This is a genomic window from Agrobacterium sp. D14 (assembly GCF_001526505.1).
Taxonomy (GTDB): domain Bacteria; phylum Pseudomonadota; class Alphaproteobacteria; order Rhizobiales; family Rhizobiaceae; genus Agrobacterium; species Agrobacterium leguminum.
In genome coordinates this window covers 231,153-244,932 of the sequence record NZ_ASXX01000042.1, presented here as the reverse complement: position 1 = coordinate 244,932, position 13,780 = coordinate 231,153, and the positions used below count along the sequence as shown (strand labels likewise).

Sequence of the window (13,780 nt, the reverse complement as noted above, 5' to 3'; positions counted from 1 at the left end):
TTTTTACAATCAACCGATCAGCAACTCATCGTCATCGAGCTTCTGGCCGCGTATCTTGCGGAACATGTCGATCAGGTCCTCGACCTCGAGATCCTTGCGGCTGTCGCCGGAGACGTCGAGCACGATCTCACCGGCATGCAGCATGATCGTACGGGTGCCATAATCCAGCGCCTGACGCATGGAATGGGTGACCATCAGCGTCGTCAGCTTGCGCTCCGACACCACCTTGCGGGTCAGCTCCATCACGAATTCGGCCATGCCGGGATCGAGAGCAGCCGTATGTTCATCCAGCAGCAGCACGTCCGAGCCGGACAGCGTCGCCATGACAAGCGAGACCGCCTGCCTCTGGCCGCCGGACAGAAGGTCCATGCGGTCCTTCAGACGATTTTCCAGCCCGAGATTGAGCGAGGCGATGCGCTCCCTGAAGAAATCCCGACGGCCGCGCCCAAGCGCCGGCAAAAGGCCGCGACGCTCGCCGCGCGACGCCGCCAGTGCCAGATTTTCCTCGATGGTGAGCGCGCCGCAGCTACCCGCCAGCGGGTCCTGAAACACGCGCGCCACCCGCCCAGCCCGGCTGGCGGTCGGTTTGCGGGTAACATCGGCGCCACCGATCATCACCCTGCCCGCCGTCGGCAGAACATCGCCCGCCAGAACGCCGAGCAGCGTCGATTTGCCGGCGCCATTGGAACCGATGACGGTGACGAAGGAGCCATCGTCGATGGTGAGATCGATCTTGGAGAGCGCCTGCTTCTGCAGCGGCGTGCCGCGTCCGAAGACAACCTGGATATCGGAAAGGGAAATCACGATGTTGCTCCCCCGCGGCGCAGTCGGGGCAGGATCAATGCGATTGCCACCAATACCGCCGTTACGAAATTGAGATCGGACGCCTTGAGGCCCAGCACATCGCTCGACAAAGCGAGCTGGATGGCGAGACGATAGGCGATGGAGCCGAAGACGCAGCCGATCAGCGCGATCAGAATGCCGCGCGCACCGAAAAGTGTTTCGCCGATGATGACGGCGGCAAGGCCGACGACGATGGTGCCGACACCGGAGGTCACATCCGCAAAGCCGTTGGTCTGCGCAAACAGCGCACCGCCGAGAGCGACCAGCGCATTCGAAAGCGCCATGCCGAGGTAGATCTGGTTGCCGGTCTTCACGCCCTGTGCCCGCGCCATCCGGGCATTGGCGCCCGTCGCGCGCATGGCAAGGCCCGCATCGCTTTCAAGGAAACGCCAGACGAGGATGATCGCGATCAGCACCAGCGCGCCGACGAAAAGCGGCCGCACCAGATATTCCGACAGGCCGAGGCCGTAAAACGGCGATATCATCGTGTCCTGATTGAGCAGCGCGACATTCGGCTTTCCCATCACGCGAAGATTGACGGAAAACAGCGCGATCATCGTCAGGATCGAGGCAAGCAGGTTGAGGATCTTGAAACGAACGTTAAGCGTCGCGGTCACGATGCCGGCGGCGGCACCGGCCACCATCGCAATCGCCGTCGCAACCCAGGCATTCAGACCGGCGATGATCAGCACGGCAGCCACGGCGGCGCCGAGCGGAAACGAACCGTCCACGGTCAGGTCAGGAAAATCAAGCACCCGGAAAGCGAGATAAACGCCGATCGCCACGAAAGCGAAGACCAGTCCCAGCTCCACGGCACCCCAGAAGGCGATTTGGCTCACGGTAATGTCCTTGTTATTGCCGCCATCAGGCGGAGACGGGCACCGTCTCGTGCCACGTAAAACGGGCGGCGAATTTGCCGCCGCCCGTTATTCAGTCTGGTTTCGGTTCAGTCGATGACCTTGGTGGCGCGCTTGGTGATGCTTTCCGGGAAGGTGACGCCGGCTTTTTCAGCGGCCTTCTTGTTGATCACCAGATCAGTGCCGACAGCAACGGTTGCAGGAATATCGCCCGGCTTTTCACCCTTGAGGATGCGGACAACGACGGCGCCGGTCTGCTTGCCAACGTCGAAATAGTTGAAGCCGAGGGCAGCGACCGCACCGCGGGCGACGGAATCCGTATCGGCGGCGTAAAGCGGGATCTTGGCTTCGGAAGCAACGCCGGCAGCCGCTTCGAAAGCGGAAACGATGGTGTTGTCGGTCGGAACATAGATCACATCGGCCTTGCCGACCAGCGCGCGGGTTGCACCCTGCACTTCTGCGGACTTGGTGGCGACGGATTCAACAACCTTGAGACCCGCCTTCTCGGCTTCGGCCTTCAAGAGGGCCAGCGTCGAAACGGAGTTGGCCTCAGCCGAATTGTAGATGAAACCGATGGACTTGGCGTTCGGGGAGATTTCCTTGATGAGCGCCAGATGTTCGCCAACCGGCAGCATGTCGGAAAGGCCGGTCACGTTGCGGCCGGGCTTTTGCATGTCCTTGACGAGCTGTGCGCCGACCGGATCGGAAACCGCCGTGAAGACGACCGGAATGTCGCGCGTGGCGGCAACGACGGCCTGGGCGGACGGCGTGGAGATCGGCACGATGACGTTCGGCGCATCGCCCACGAACTGGCGCGCGATCTGCGCTGCGGTGCCGGGATTGCCCTGCGCGGACTCATAAAGGAACTTGAGGTTCTCGCCTTCCTTGTAACCGGCTTCGGCAAGCGCGGCCTTGACGCCATCACGGGCAGCATCAAGCGCCGGATGTTCGACGATGGCGGTGACGGCGACGGTGACGTTTTCAGCCTTGGCCGGCAGAACGAGGGCGCTCGCGGCAGCGAGAGCCAGAATGAATGCGCGCATGGATATCCTCCTGTTGGTTCCCTGTTTTCGTCTTCTTAGGAACAAGACAGCCCGAAATCAATCGGAGACCGCTGCAAAACAAGCTTTCAGGCGGCAATTGCGGCTTATTCAGTCATCCGCGCCGTGGTTGGCGATCATCATCGCCTCGAAAGCCAGCCTTTCGGTCTTGCGCATGCGCTCCGATTCCGACTTCAGCTGGCCGCAGGCGGCGAGAATATCGCGGCCGCGCGGCGTGCGGATCGGCGAGGCATAACCGGCCTGATTGATGAAATCGGCGAACTTCTCGATCTGCGCCCAATCGGAGCACTGATAGTTCGTGCCCGGCCATGGATTGAACGGAATGAGGTTGATCTTGGCCGGAACGCCCTTCAGAAGCTGCACCAGCATCTTGGCGTCTTCCAGACTGTCGTTGACGTCCTTCAGCATCACATATTCGAAGGTGATGCGGCGGGCGTTGGAAAGACCCGGATATTTACGGCAGGCCTCGATCAGCTCCTTCAGCGGATATTTCTTGTTGATCGGCACCAGCATGTCGCGCAGCTCGTCGCGCACCGCATGCAGCGAAATCGCCAGCATGACGCCGATCTCATCGCCGGTGCGGAAGATTTCCGGCACAACACCCGAGGTGGAGAGCGTGACGCGACGCTTGGAGAGCGACAGGCCATCGCCATCGGTGGCAATCAGAAGCGCGGTCTTCACATGCTCGAAATTATAGAGCGGCTCGCCCATGCCCATCATCACGATGTTGGAGACCTTGCGGCCTTCGCTCGGCACATAAGCGCCAACCGGCGTCGAACCATCGGGAAAATCACCGAGCCGATCACGGGCCAGCAGAAGCTGGGAGAGAATTTCCTCAGCCGTCAGGTTGCGCACGAGGCGCTGGGTGCCGGTGTGACAGAAGGAACAGGTCAGCGAACAGCCCACCTGGCTCGAAATGCACAGCGTGCCGCGACCCTCTTCGGGAATATAAACCGTCTCGATTTCGACCGGACGTCCCGCACCGCGCGGCGGGAACCGCATCAGCCATTTGCGGGTGCCGTCATTGGAGATCTGCTCTTCGACGATTTCCGGGCGGGCGATGGTGAAGGCCGCCTTCAGCTTCTCGCGAAGCTCCTTGGCGACATTGGTCATATTGTCGAAATCGGAGACGCCGCGCACATAAAGCCAGTTCCACAACTGGCTGACGCGCATCTTCACCTGCTTCTGCGGCACGCCGATTTCGGCCAGCGCCTCGCCCATGTCCTCACGCGTCAGGCCGATCAGCGACGGCTTGCCGGACATCAGATCGCTATTGGCGATCAGCGGGGTTTTGACTGCCAGGCCGGCAGGGGCTTGCATTACGGACATTACGCTATCCCACCATTCCATGCATCGCACGACCAGCCTTTCGGATAGGCGGAAAATCGTCTGCATGTTGAGAAAATCAAAGGCGGAGCACTTTTCGCGCATCCGCCTGTCAATGTTGCCGCGCCTTTAGCATCAAACTGGTAAAAACGCAAATGGCCGATCCATGATCGGCCATCCACCAAGCTGACAGAGTGTCAGTATTACTTGCAGCTCTCGATCTGCTTGAGAGCTGCCGAAATACCCGACAGCGAATAGGAATAGGAGGTCGCGGTGCCACGGCCGGAAACTGCCTTGACGGTCATCGACTTGCCGCCCTTCATGGCGGCAACGAGTGCCGGTTCTTCAGCGGCGTTTTCAACCCAGGCGGCCTTGTCCTTGGTGAACATGACGAAGTTCTTGTTGTCGATCGTCACATTGACCTTGGAGCCCTGCTTGAGCGGATAACCCACCATGGCCTGCGGCTCATAGGAAATGTTCTGGCCCGGACGCTGCGAGACGATGAAGAAGATATCGCCGTGATCGACGCTTGCCGGTTCCTTGGCGGTCGGAATGGAAAGAACGTAGCAGACGGTGCTGTTGCCCGATTTGTACGAATAGGCACCCCATGCATTGAACTGCTGGATGCGCGTGGGCGACTGTGCAGATGCTACGCCGACGCTGGTCAGCAAAATGGCCGCTGCGGTTGCTACACTTCTTACAAACATAGAATTTCCTGCCGGGTTATTGTCTTCCATTGGCCCGAAGCATCGGCGAGCCCAGTTTCTGGATCGGCCACGTTCAGGTGCGGATCGTCTTTTCTCATTGTGGTCGGGAAGCGGTTACCAAACCGTCAACAACACGCATAAAATGCCGGAAACGTCTTGCGGTGTTACAGATTGGCGACTCCCGACGCCCTGAGGAGAAAGGCGCGAAACACCCTTCCTCCGTGTGTATGACACATAAATTCAGGCAAGAATTTGTCGCCCGTCGGGCTCACCCGAACAGGCAGATCACAGAGGCGTTACCCGGCTTCCTGCTGCCGTTTCAGCATGGCGTCAGCCGCCTCGTAGTGCTCCATCTTGATATGAGCGCGGATCATGGCGAGCGCTGCCGTGATGACGGCAATATCATCGGTGAATCCGATAACGGCCAGCACATCCGGCACGGCATCCATCGGCATGATGAAATAGGCGAGCGCCGCCAGAATGATACCCTTGGCGCGCAAGGGCGTATCGCGGTCGATCGCGCAATAATAGGCAGCCGCGGCATCGCGTGCGAAAGGCACCTTCGACATCACGCGCTTCAGCTTGGGCCAGAATTTCGCCCGCACCACAGTCTCGCGCTCCTGCTGCCTGTCGGTTTCACCCGGCAGAAGAATTTCACCGATTTTCACATCATCCATGATCGACGGTCCTCCGGTCACGGCTATTATATGGGATTTAAGGTCCGCCGTTCAATTGCTTCGGCCCGCAGCCGCCTTCTGCATGGCCTCGGCCAGAAGAAAATCCCGCTCCGTCACACCCTGCGAATCATGGGTGGTAAGGCAGACCTTGACCCGCGAATAGACATTGGACCATTCGGGATGGTGATTGAGCCTTTCCGCGACAAGTGCGGATTCGGCCATGAAACCGAAGGCTTCCGCAAAACTTGAAAACTTGAAGGAACGGACGATCGCCGCTCCGTCCTCGCGCAGGGACCAGCCCTCGAGTTTCGACAGGGCCTGCCGGATGGCATCCGGCTCGAGTCTGGGATATTTCATGAACTTGCCTCCGCTTGAGACCCATTAACGCTTTAACGACCGGATCGACGCATATTCCATGAAACATACAGCTATTCTTTTTGTCTGCATGGGCAATATCTGCCGTTCACCGCTTGCCGAAGGGGTTTTGAGACACCTTGCCGACGGCGCGGCCATGTCTGATCGGCTTACCGTCGATTCCGCCGGCACCGGCGGCTGGCACGCGGGTGACGCACCCGATCCGCGATCCATCGCCATGGCGCGACGGCATGGTGTCGATATCTCCCTGCAGCGGGCGAGACAGGTCACCCCTGCGGATTTCGAGACCTTCGACCTGATACTCGCCATGGACGAAAACAATCTGGCGAACCTGCTGCAATCGAGCCCGGAAAGGCAGCGGCACAAGATCCATCTCTTCATGGACTATGCCACTGGCCGTCGCGAGAACGTCCCCGATCCCTATTACGGCGCCGAGGACGGGTTCCTCAAGGTCTACAACATGCTCTTGGCAGGATGCAGATCGTTGCTCGAAAAGATGGAGCTGGACCGCGCCTCGTGAAGCGGAAACGCCTCTTCAACGATATAGGGTCCGCCGCCCACCGATTCCTTCGACGACATCAGCACGAAACGGCCGACCGTGAAGGGCGAGGTGCGGAAGTTGCCGCGTCCGGAAAGATACTGCACCACATCGTCCACGCGGGAGGAGCGCAACCGCGCCAGCGTGACATGCGGCATGAACTTGCGCGGATCGGGGGGGAGACCGATCCTCTGGCAGATCCGCTCGATTTCCGCCTGAAGCGCATGCATTTCCGGCGAGGGAGAAACCCCGGCCCAGATGGAATGCGGTTTCTTGGAACCGAAGGACCCCATACCGGTGAGACTGAGCTGGAATTCCGGCCTTTCGATCCGGTCCAGCCTGTCCACGACCTCATCGGCGGTCCGCCCGTCGATGTCACCGATAAAACGCAGGGTTATGTGATAATTCTCCACATCGATCCACCGGGCTCCCGGCAGACCACCGCGCAACAATGAGAGGCTCATAGCCGCATTGCGCGGAATTTCGAGGGCGGTAAACAGTCTCGGCATGGCGAGCTCCCCGAATCTCTTGGCAGAACAAGCATAGCGAATCACGCAATGCAGGCGGGCGCAAGTGCTTATTTTTTTTGCGCACCGATTGTCGTGATGAAGCTTTCAACAGCCGGCAAAGATTTTTCGACCATCATCGCCACACCCTTCGTATTGGGGTGCATCTTGTCGTCCAGCTTCAGCGCATCATCCGTCACCACGCCATCCAGAAAGAAGGGATAAAGCGGCAGGTTGTATTTTTCGGCGAGCTTCGGAAAGATTGGATTGAAGCGGCTGGCATAATCATCGCCCATATTCGGCGGCGCCATAATGCCGACCAGCAACACGGCTATGTTGCGCTTCTGAAAACCGGAAATGATGGTGTCGAGGTTCTTTTCGGTCTGTTCCGGGGGAATTCCGCGCAGAGCGTCATTTGCGCCGAGTTCCAGAATGACCCCGTCTGTACCATCGGGAACCGACCATTCCGCCCGCGCCAGACCGCCGGAAGAGGTATCGCCGGACACACCGGCATTGGCGATGGCGACGTTGACGCCCTTGCCCTTTAATGCAGCCTCAAGCTGTGCGGTGTAGCTGTCGTTGGGGGGAAGCTGATAGCCGGCCATCAGGCTGTCGCCGAGTCCGACCAGCTGCAATGTCCGCTCCTGAGCCATGACAACAGTTGCGGAAAAGGCGGCGGCAAAAATGACGATGAAGTGAAACAGGGCAGCTTTAAATCTCATCACGGCTTTCCTAACTTGGTTCCCATTGTCTGAAATACCGACCGCATCGACCGCCAGACCGTTTTCATCACCCTATATAGGAACGAGAATTGTGACGAAAAGCATCATAGAGCTGAAGAAAGCCGACCTCACGCTCGGCAATGCCGCCGCCTCCGTTCACGTTCTCAAGAACATCGATCTTTCAATCGGAGAGAGCGAGGCGGTTGGTATCGTCGGCCCCTCCGGATCGGGAAAATCGACGCTTCTGATGGTGCTTGCCGGTCTCGAGAGGCTCGATAGCGGTGAAATCATCATCGCAGATACGGAACTGCACAAGCTCGGCGAGGACGCGCTGGCGGATTTTCGTGGCCGCAACATTGGCATTGTTTTCCAGTCCTTCCATCTCATCGCCAATATGACGGCGCTGGAAAATGTCGCCGTTCCGCTCGAACTGGCAAACACCCCGAACCCCTTCGAGATCGCCAGACGCGAGCTCGTCGCCGTCGGTCTCGGCGAACGCCTCAACCACTATCCCGGCCAGCTCTCCGGCGGCGAACAGCAGCGTGTCGCCATCGCCCGCGCGCTTGCCCCCTCACCGGCCGTGCTGATTGCTGACGAACCGACCGGCAATCTCGATACCGATACCGGCAGGCAGATCGCCGATCTTCTCTTTGCCAAACAGGCCGAACGCGGCATGACGATGATCCTCGTCACCCACGATCCGTCGCTTGCCGCCCGGTGCTCACGCCAGATCAAGGTGCGCTCCGGCGAGATAGAGGGCGACAGCGCCACCTCCCATATGGCGCGAGCGGTGTCGGCATGACCGGATCCATTATCCCGTCTCTTGCCAATATCAGAAACGCCGCAAGGCTCGCGCGGCGCGAAATTCGCGGCGGGTTACGCGGCTTTTACATTTTCCTCGCCTGCATCGCGCTTGGAACCGGCGCCATCGCCGCCGTCAATTCCGTCTCGCGCGCGGTCACCAGCGCCATCGCCACCGAGGGTCAGTCCATATTGGCGGGCGATGTGCGTTTCGAACTGCGCAACAGGGAAGCGACAGCAGAAGAGCGGGCCTACCTTGATGGGTTAGGCAGCGTCGCGGTGTCCACCGGTCTGCGCTCCATGGCACGTCTTGCCGACGGTTCCGAACAGACGTTGACTGAAGTGAAAGCCATAGACGGCGCTTACCCACTCTATGGCACCTTCGTAGCCGACCCCAACCGACCGCTGAGCGAGCTTCTGGCCGGGAACGGCGACACCTATGGCGCCATTGCCGCACCGCTGCTGCTGGAACGGCTCGGCATCAAGGTCGGCGATGAAATCCTGCTCGGCAATGTGAAGCTGAAACTGACCGGCACGGTGGTCGACGAGCCGGATGCTCTCTCCGACGGTTTCGGTTTTGCTCCACGACTGATGGTCAGTCGCGACGCCCTTTTCGCCTCGGGTCTCGTTCAGAACGGCAGTCTCGTCGAGCATGCCTACAAGATCAGGCTGAACGATCCTTCGGCACGGCCAACGATGACCGATGCGGCCAACAAGGCCTTTCCCGATGCCGGCTGGTCCATCCGCACCAGTGACCGGGCGGCGCCATCGCTCACCGAAAACGTCAATCGCTTCTCGCAATTCCTGACGCTGGTGGGCCTCACCGCCCTCATCGTCGGCGGTGTCGGCGTTGCCAATGCCGTTCGCGCGTTTCTGGATTCCAAGCGCACCACCATCGCCTCGCTGAAATGCCTGGGGGCGCCGGCCTCGGTGGTCACCATGACCTATCTCTTCCAGATCGCCTTCATTGCCGCCGTCGGCATCGTCATCGGCCTTGTCGTCGGCGCCGTCGCGCCCCTCATCGCCATGCGGTTTCTGGAGAGCGTGTTGCCCGTGCCGGAGGAGCTTGCCTTTTATCCCGGCGCTCTCGGGCTAGCCGCCCTCTTCGGCCTCCTGACGACGCTCGCCTTCGCCATCGTTCCGCTTGGCCAGGCGCGCGAAGTGCCGGCAACGGCGCTTTTCCGCGAACAGGGTTTCGAGGAGGGCAGCTGGCCATCCTGGCCCTATCTGGCCGCAACCGGCCTGCTGCTGGCGGCGCTCGCCGCGCTGGCCATCTTCTCGGCGGAAGACCGCTTCATCGCCTCGGTCTTCCTCGCGGCCATCGCTTTTGCCTTCGTGGTGCTGCGGCTGGTGGCCTCTGGCGTGAAAGCCATCGCCAAGCGCAGTCCGCGCGTTCATTCGGCTGCGCTCAGGCTGGCGATCGGCAATATTCACCGGCCGGGTGCGCTCACCCCGTCTGTCGTCCTTTCGCTCGGCCTCGGCCTGACACTGCTCGTGACGCTCACGCTGATCGACGGCAATCTGCGCCGCGAACTGACGGACAGCCTGCCGGACCGCGCACCGAATTTCTTCTTCGTGGATATTCAGGGCAGCGAACTTCAGGGCTTCCGCGACCTTCTGAAGCGGGAAGCGCCGGAAGGCGCGCTGACCGAAGTGCCGATGCTGCGCGGCCGCATTCTGGCGCTCAACGGCGAGGACGTCACGAAGATGGAGGTGCCTCCGGCCGGGCGCTGGGTGCTGCGCGGCGACCGGGGTATCACCTATTCGCAGGATATTCCCGAAAACGCGACTCTCACCGAAGGAAGCTGGTGGGGACCGGACTATAGCGGCGAGCCGCTGGTCTCCTTCGCGGCCGAGGAAGCCGGGGAACTGGGTCTCAAGATTGGCGACACGGTGACCGTCAACGTGCTCGGCCGCAGCATAACGGCAAGGATCGCCAATCTGCGCAATGTCGAATGGGAATCCCTGTCGATCAATTTCGTCATGGTGTTTTCGCCAAACACCTTCCGCGGCGCGCCGCATGCATGGCTGGCGACACTCGCCGACCCTTCCGCAACCGCCGCCGACGAAGGCCGTATCCTGCGCGCTGTCACCAACGCCTATCCGACGATCACCAGCGTGCGCGTGAAGGATGCGCTCGACGTCGTCAACCGGCTCGTCGGCCAGCTCGCCACCGCCATTCGCGCCGCCGCAGCCGTCGCCCTGATAGCCTCCGTCCTGGTTCTCGCCGGCGCTCTTGCCGCCGGAAACCGCGCCCGTACCCACGACGCGGTTATCCTGAAAACGCTGGGCGGCACACGAAACCTGCTCATCCGCGCCTTCTCCTACGAATATATGATGCTCGGCCTCGCCACCGCCGTCTTCGCACTTTTCGCCGGCGGCGTCTCCGCATGGTTCGTGATCGCCCGCATCATGAAGCTGCCCTCCAGCTTCCTGCCGGATGTGGCGATCGGAACGCTCGTCGTCGCCCTCGTCATGACGGTGGGCATCGGCCTCATCGGCACATGGCGGATTCTCGGGCAGAAGGCAGCCCCGGTTCTCCGGCAGGCAGGTGAATGATCGTCGGTTGTGCGCCGCTTAACTTTAACGATTAATTCTTTGTAATGATCGCCAAAACGTGAGCGCTTTTCGCGCATATGGTGTCTTTTCGACGGGAAAAGGCCTTGTATAGAACACGTTCTGCCATCATATTCTTGATCAGGCTTGCTGAAGCTCCGCAGCGGCGCCCGGGAGGTATCCCGACACCGTAGCAATCACGGAGCTCAAAAGAGGAAACAATGGCTGACTTCAATAACTACCAGAACCGCATGGCGCAGAACCGTGCTCAGACTGGTGCGATGATCGATGAAGGTCTTCGCGCCTATATGCTCAAGGTTTATAACCTGATGGCGCTGGCTCTGGTCATCACCGGCGTTGCAGCGTTTGGCTTTGCCATGCTCGCGACGACAAGTGATCCCGCAGCGGCGGTTGCCACGCTGCCGAACGGCAAGATGCTGACCTCCCTCGGTGCCCTGGTTTATGCGTCACCGCTGCGCTGGGTCGTCATGCTGGCTCCGCTCGGACTGGTTTTCTTCCTTAGCTTCCGTATCCAGAACATGAGCGTTTCCGCCGCTCAGACCACCTTCTGGGTTTACGCTGCTCTGATGGGCGTTTCGCTGTCGTCGATCTTCCTGCGATATACTGAAGGAAGCATCGTGCAGACGTTCTTTGTGACCGCTGCCTCGTTCGGCGCGCTCTCGCTTTACGGTTATACGACGAAGAAGGATCTTTCCGGTTTCGGTTCGTTCCTGATCATGGGTCTGTTCGGCCTGATCATTGCTTCCATCGTCAATATCTTCCTTGGCTCCGGCGCCCTGCAGTTCGCGATTTCCGCGATCGGCGTGCTGATCTTTGCAGGCCTGACCGCCTACGACACCCAGAAGATCAAGGAAATGTATTTCGATGCTGACGACGTTGCCGTCGCTGGCCGCAAGGCCATCATGGGCGCACTGACGCTGTATCTCGACTTCATCAACCTCTTCACCTTCCTCCTGCAGTTCCTCGGAAACCGCGACGACTAAGGTTAAGGGTTCGATTGCCAGACATACGAAAGGCGGCCCTTCGGCCGCCTTTTTATTTGGGAAGATTCTTCACCCTTATCCGCCAGAGGCAGGCAGTCCGCTTTTGCGAAAGCTCACTCGATGAGCTTCAAAACCTTGTCGAAGACCTTCAGAACCTGCGGCAACTCATGCCCACGTTTGAGAATGCGGCCATCCGTATTCACCACGCAGTAGGCGCCCTGTTTCGCAGCCAGCTTGGGGTTTTTCTCGATCCTGAAAAGCGGCATTTCACCTGAACGCTTGAAGACGGAAAACACCGCCTTTTCCTTCAGGTGATCGATGGCGTAGTCACGCCATTCGCCCTCTCCCACCATGCGGCCATAGATGCGCAGGATCGCATCCAGCTCGCGGCGGTGAAAGGTGACCGGCAAAGGGTCCTTGTTCTTTTTATATTCGCGGAGATCGATAACGGTGGAATTGTCACGTGAAGCGGTCTGCACCTGCTGCACATCCGGTTGATCGGTCATCCAATACCTCCGATTCCACCCAAATCATCCATGCAGTGTGAGCCTGAGAGGGCGAAATTGCAAGTCTTTGCACCGGCATGGCGGATAGGACAGGGAATTCCGGGAAAGGTTCGACAAGCCTTCGATGCGCAACGGAACCGGAAGACGGCAGCGCGGAATTGCGCCCGCCGATTCTCCGACGAGCGCTGCCAACGGCAAAAGCAGGGGTTAAAAATGGTAACCATTTAGGCAGCCATTTTCACATGGGCTGCCGTATTTCGGTCAAACCATGGCCCGAATTGGGTGGAATAGTCCTATTGTCAATTGATGCCTAGGCACCAAGATGACCCGGTCCGGTGCATTGACCCTTTACCCCCAGCCCCCAATGCCCGGACCGGATCTTCCATCGCCCGACAGGCGATCAGGGGTTTTCATTTCCAAGCAGAATACTTGCGCCGACGATTGCCGCGGGATCGCCGCCGGCATTGGCCGTCTGCAACAGCACGGCGCAGCCGCCCTTTTTCACCTTGGCCACCACGCTCGCCGGAAGCTTCACCGTCATCGGCGAACCATCCCACATGCCGACCGTCTGCACATCATAGACGCTGTGCCAGTAGGACATTTTTTTTCCCTGGTTTTCGCCCTTCTGCACATCCACGGTCTGCTCGCGCGTGAAATAGGCGACGACGACATCGGCCTTGCCGCTGCCGGCGCCAATATCGATCTCCACCTCGTCACCGGCAAATTTCGACGAGACCGGCACGTTCAGTCCCTTGCCCTCGCGCTTGAACGCATCCAGCCTATCATAGATGCCGCGAACATCGGCACCCTTGACGTGGTCGCGACCGTTCAGAATGGCCTGCGGCGTATAGACCCCGTTGCGGCCGAGCGCACGCATATAACCATATTGCCGGTCGGTATTTTCCTTCGAGGCGAGCGAATCCGTCCAGCCGAGATAGTTCCAGTAATCGACATGGTAGGAAAGACCGACGACATCGCCCTTCTGGATCATCTTGCGCAGGGCTTCATCGGCCGGCGGGCAGGATGAGCATCCCTGCGACGTGAACAATTCGACGACGCCCTTCACGGCCTCCTGCGCCTGCGCGGAGGTGACGAGGAACGTGCCGAGAAGACATATCGACAGGGGGAATTTCAGCGGCATTACAAAAACCTTTGTCCGGAAGAGATCCAGACGAATTGATGCGATCAATCCTGCCGGGATGCAAACCGGAAAATAACGTCTATTGCCCTTCAATAGAAAGTCACGAAGGGGTGAGCGACAATCACAAAAAAAGAGACGATGAAATGGAAAGACGCCGGGA

General features: G+C 59.7%; 15 protein-coding genes. 4 read left to right on the top strand and 11 right to left on the bottom strand.

The genetic code is table 11. The features are described from left to right. Window positions 1-9: 9 nt before the first annotated feature. From L901_RS20520 to L901_RS20490, 7 genes are all read right to left on the bottom strand, one after another. Window positions 10-804, bottom strand: coding sequence for an ABC transporter ATP-binding protein (locus tag L901_RS20520; RefSeq protein WP_059759883.1), 795 nt, complete (start codon window positions 802-804; stop codon window positions 10-12). After that, on the bottom strand, window positions 801-1,682 hold the full coding sequence (locus L901_RS20515; RefSeq protein WP_059759881.1) for an ABC transporter permease: 882 nt from the start codon (window positions 1,680-1,682) through the stop codon (window positions 801-803). The genes L901_RS20520 and L901_RS20515 overlap by 4 nt, the downstream gene beginning before the upstream one ends. A 107-nt stretch (window positions 1,683-1,789) precedes the next feature. After that, window positions 1,790-2,743 (bottom strand): ABC transporter substrate-binding protein, encoded by a 954-nt coding sequence (locus tag L901_RS20510; protein ID WP_003523186.1) that lies wholly within the window; start codon window positions 2,741-2,743, stop codon window positions 1,790-1,792. A 108-nt stretch (window positions 2,744-2,851) separates the two neighbouring features. Beyond that, window positions 2,852-4,024 carry a 23S rRNA (adenine(2503)-C(2))-methyltransferase RlmN gene (rlmN, locus tag L901_RS20505; RefSeq protein ID WP_078052458.1) on the bottom strand — a complete coding sequence of 391 codons (1,173 nt, stop codon included), beginning with the start codon at window positions 4,022-4,024 and terminating at the stop codon, window positions 2,852-2,854. Window positions 4,025-4,290: 266 nt separating this feature from the next. Further along, entirely contained in the window at window positions 4,291-4,794 is a 504-nt protein-coding gene (locus L901_RS20500) for an invasion associated locus B family protein (protein ID WP_003523183.1), read from the bottom strand. 296 nt (window positions 4,795-5,090) lie between these two features. Continuing rightward, window positions 5,091-5,471, bottom strand: a complete 381-nt coding sequence (locus tag L901_RS20495; RefSeq protein WP_003523181.1) for a YkvA family protein — start codon at window positions 5,469-5,471, stop codon at window positions 5,091-5,093. 51 nt (window positions 5,472-5,522) lie between these two features. After that, on the bottom strand, window positions 5,523-5,828 hold the full coding sequence (locus L901_RS20490; RefSeq protein ID WP_003505045.1) for a 4a-hydroxytetrahydrobiopterin dehydratase: 306 nt from the start codon (window positions 5,826-5,828) through the stop codon (window positions 5,523-5,525). 58 nt (window positions 5,829-5,886) lie between these two features. On the opposite strand from L901_RS20490, the gene L901_RS26580 reads away from it, so the two are divergent. Next, on the top strand, window positions 5,887-6,366 hold the full coding sequence (locus L901_RS26580) for a low molecular weight protein-tyrosine-phosphatase (RefSeq protein ID WP_082710740.1): 480 nt from the start codon (window positions 5,887-5,889) through the stop codon (window positions 6,364-6,366). Here L901_RS26580 and thpR read toward each other — a convergent pair. Beyond that, window positions 6,300-6,893 (bottom strand): RNA 2',3'-cyclic phosphodiesterase, encoded by a 594-nt coding sequence (thpR, locus tag L901_RS20480; protein WP_003523177.1) that lies wholly within the window; start codon window positions 6,891-6,893, stop codon window positions 6,300-6,302. The genes L901_RS26580 and thpR overlap by 67 nt on opposite strands. Window positions 6,894-6,961: 68 nt before the next feature. After that, window positions 6,962-7,612: an arylesterase gene (locus tag L901_RS20475; protein ID WP_059759878.1), complete on the bottom strand. Its 651-nt coding sequence runs from the start codon at window positions 7,610-7,612 to the stop codon at window positions 6,962-6,964. Between the two features lie 91 nt (window positions 7,613-7,703). Here L901_RS20475 and L901_RS20470 point away from each other — a divergent pair, with 91 nt between their 5' ends. The 3 genes from L901_RS20470 to L901_RS20460 all read left to right on the top strand — a co-directional run bounded on the left by L901_RS20470 (window position 7,704) and on the right by L901_RS20460 (window position 11,973). Then, window positions 7,704-8,414: an ABC transporter ATP-binding protein gene (locus L901_RS20470; RefSeq protein ID WP_035263238.1), complete on the top strand. Its 711-nt coding sequence runs from the start codon at window positions 7,704-7,706 to the stop codon at window positions 8,412-8,414. Next, window positions 8,411-10,972, top strand: coding sequence for an ABC transporter permease (locus L901_RS20465; protein WP_059759876.1), 2,562 nt, complete (start codon window positions 8,411-8,413; stop codon window positions 10,970-10,972). The genes L901_RS20470 and L901_RS20465 overlap by 4 nt, the downstream gene beginning before the upstream one ends. Window positions 10,973-11,190: 218 nt before the next feature. Then, the gene (locus L901_RS20460; RefSeq protein WP_059759874.1) at window positions 11,191-11,973 is read left to right on the top strand and encodes a Bax inhibitor-1/YccA family protein; all 783 of its coding nucleotides are present in this window, start codon (window positions 11,191-11,193) and stop codon (window positions 11,971-11,973) included. 113 nt (window positions 11,974-12,086) lie between these two features. Here L901_RS20460 and L901_RS20455 read toward each other — a convergent pair whose 3' ends face one another. Then, entirely contained in the window at window positions 12,087-12,479 is a 393-nt protein-coding gene (locus tag L901_RS20455; protein WP_003523170.1) for a DUF2794 domain-containing protein, read from the bottom strand. Window positions 12,480-12,879: 400 nt separating this feature from the next. Further along, a complete protein-coding gene (locus L901_RS20450) occupies window positions 12,880-13,620 on the bottom strand; it encodes a thioredoxin family protein (RefSeq protein ID WP_003523168.1) in 741 nt (246 codons plus the stop codon). Window positions 13,621-13,780 lie beyond the last annotated feature (160 nt).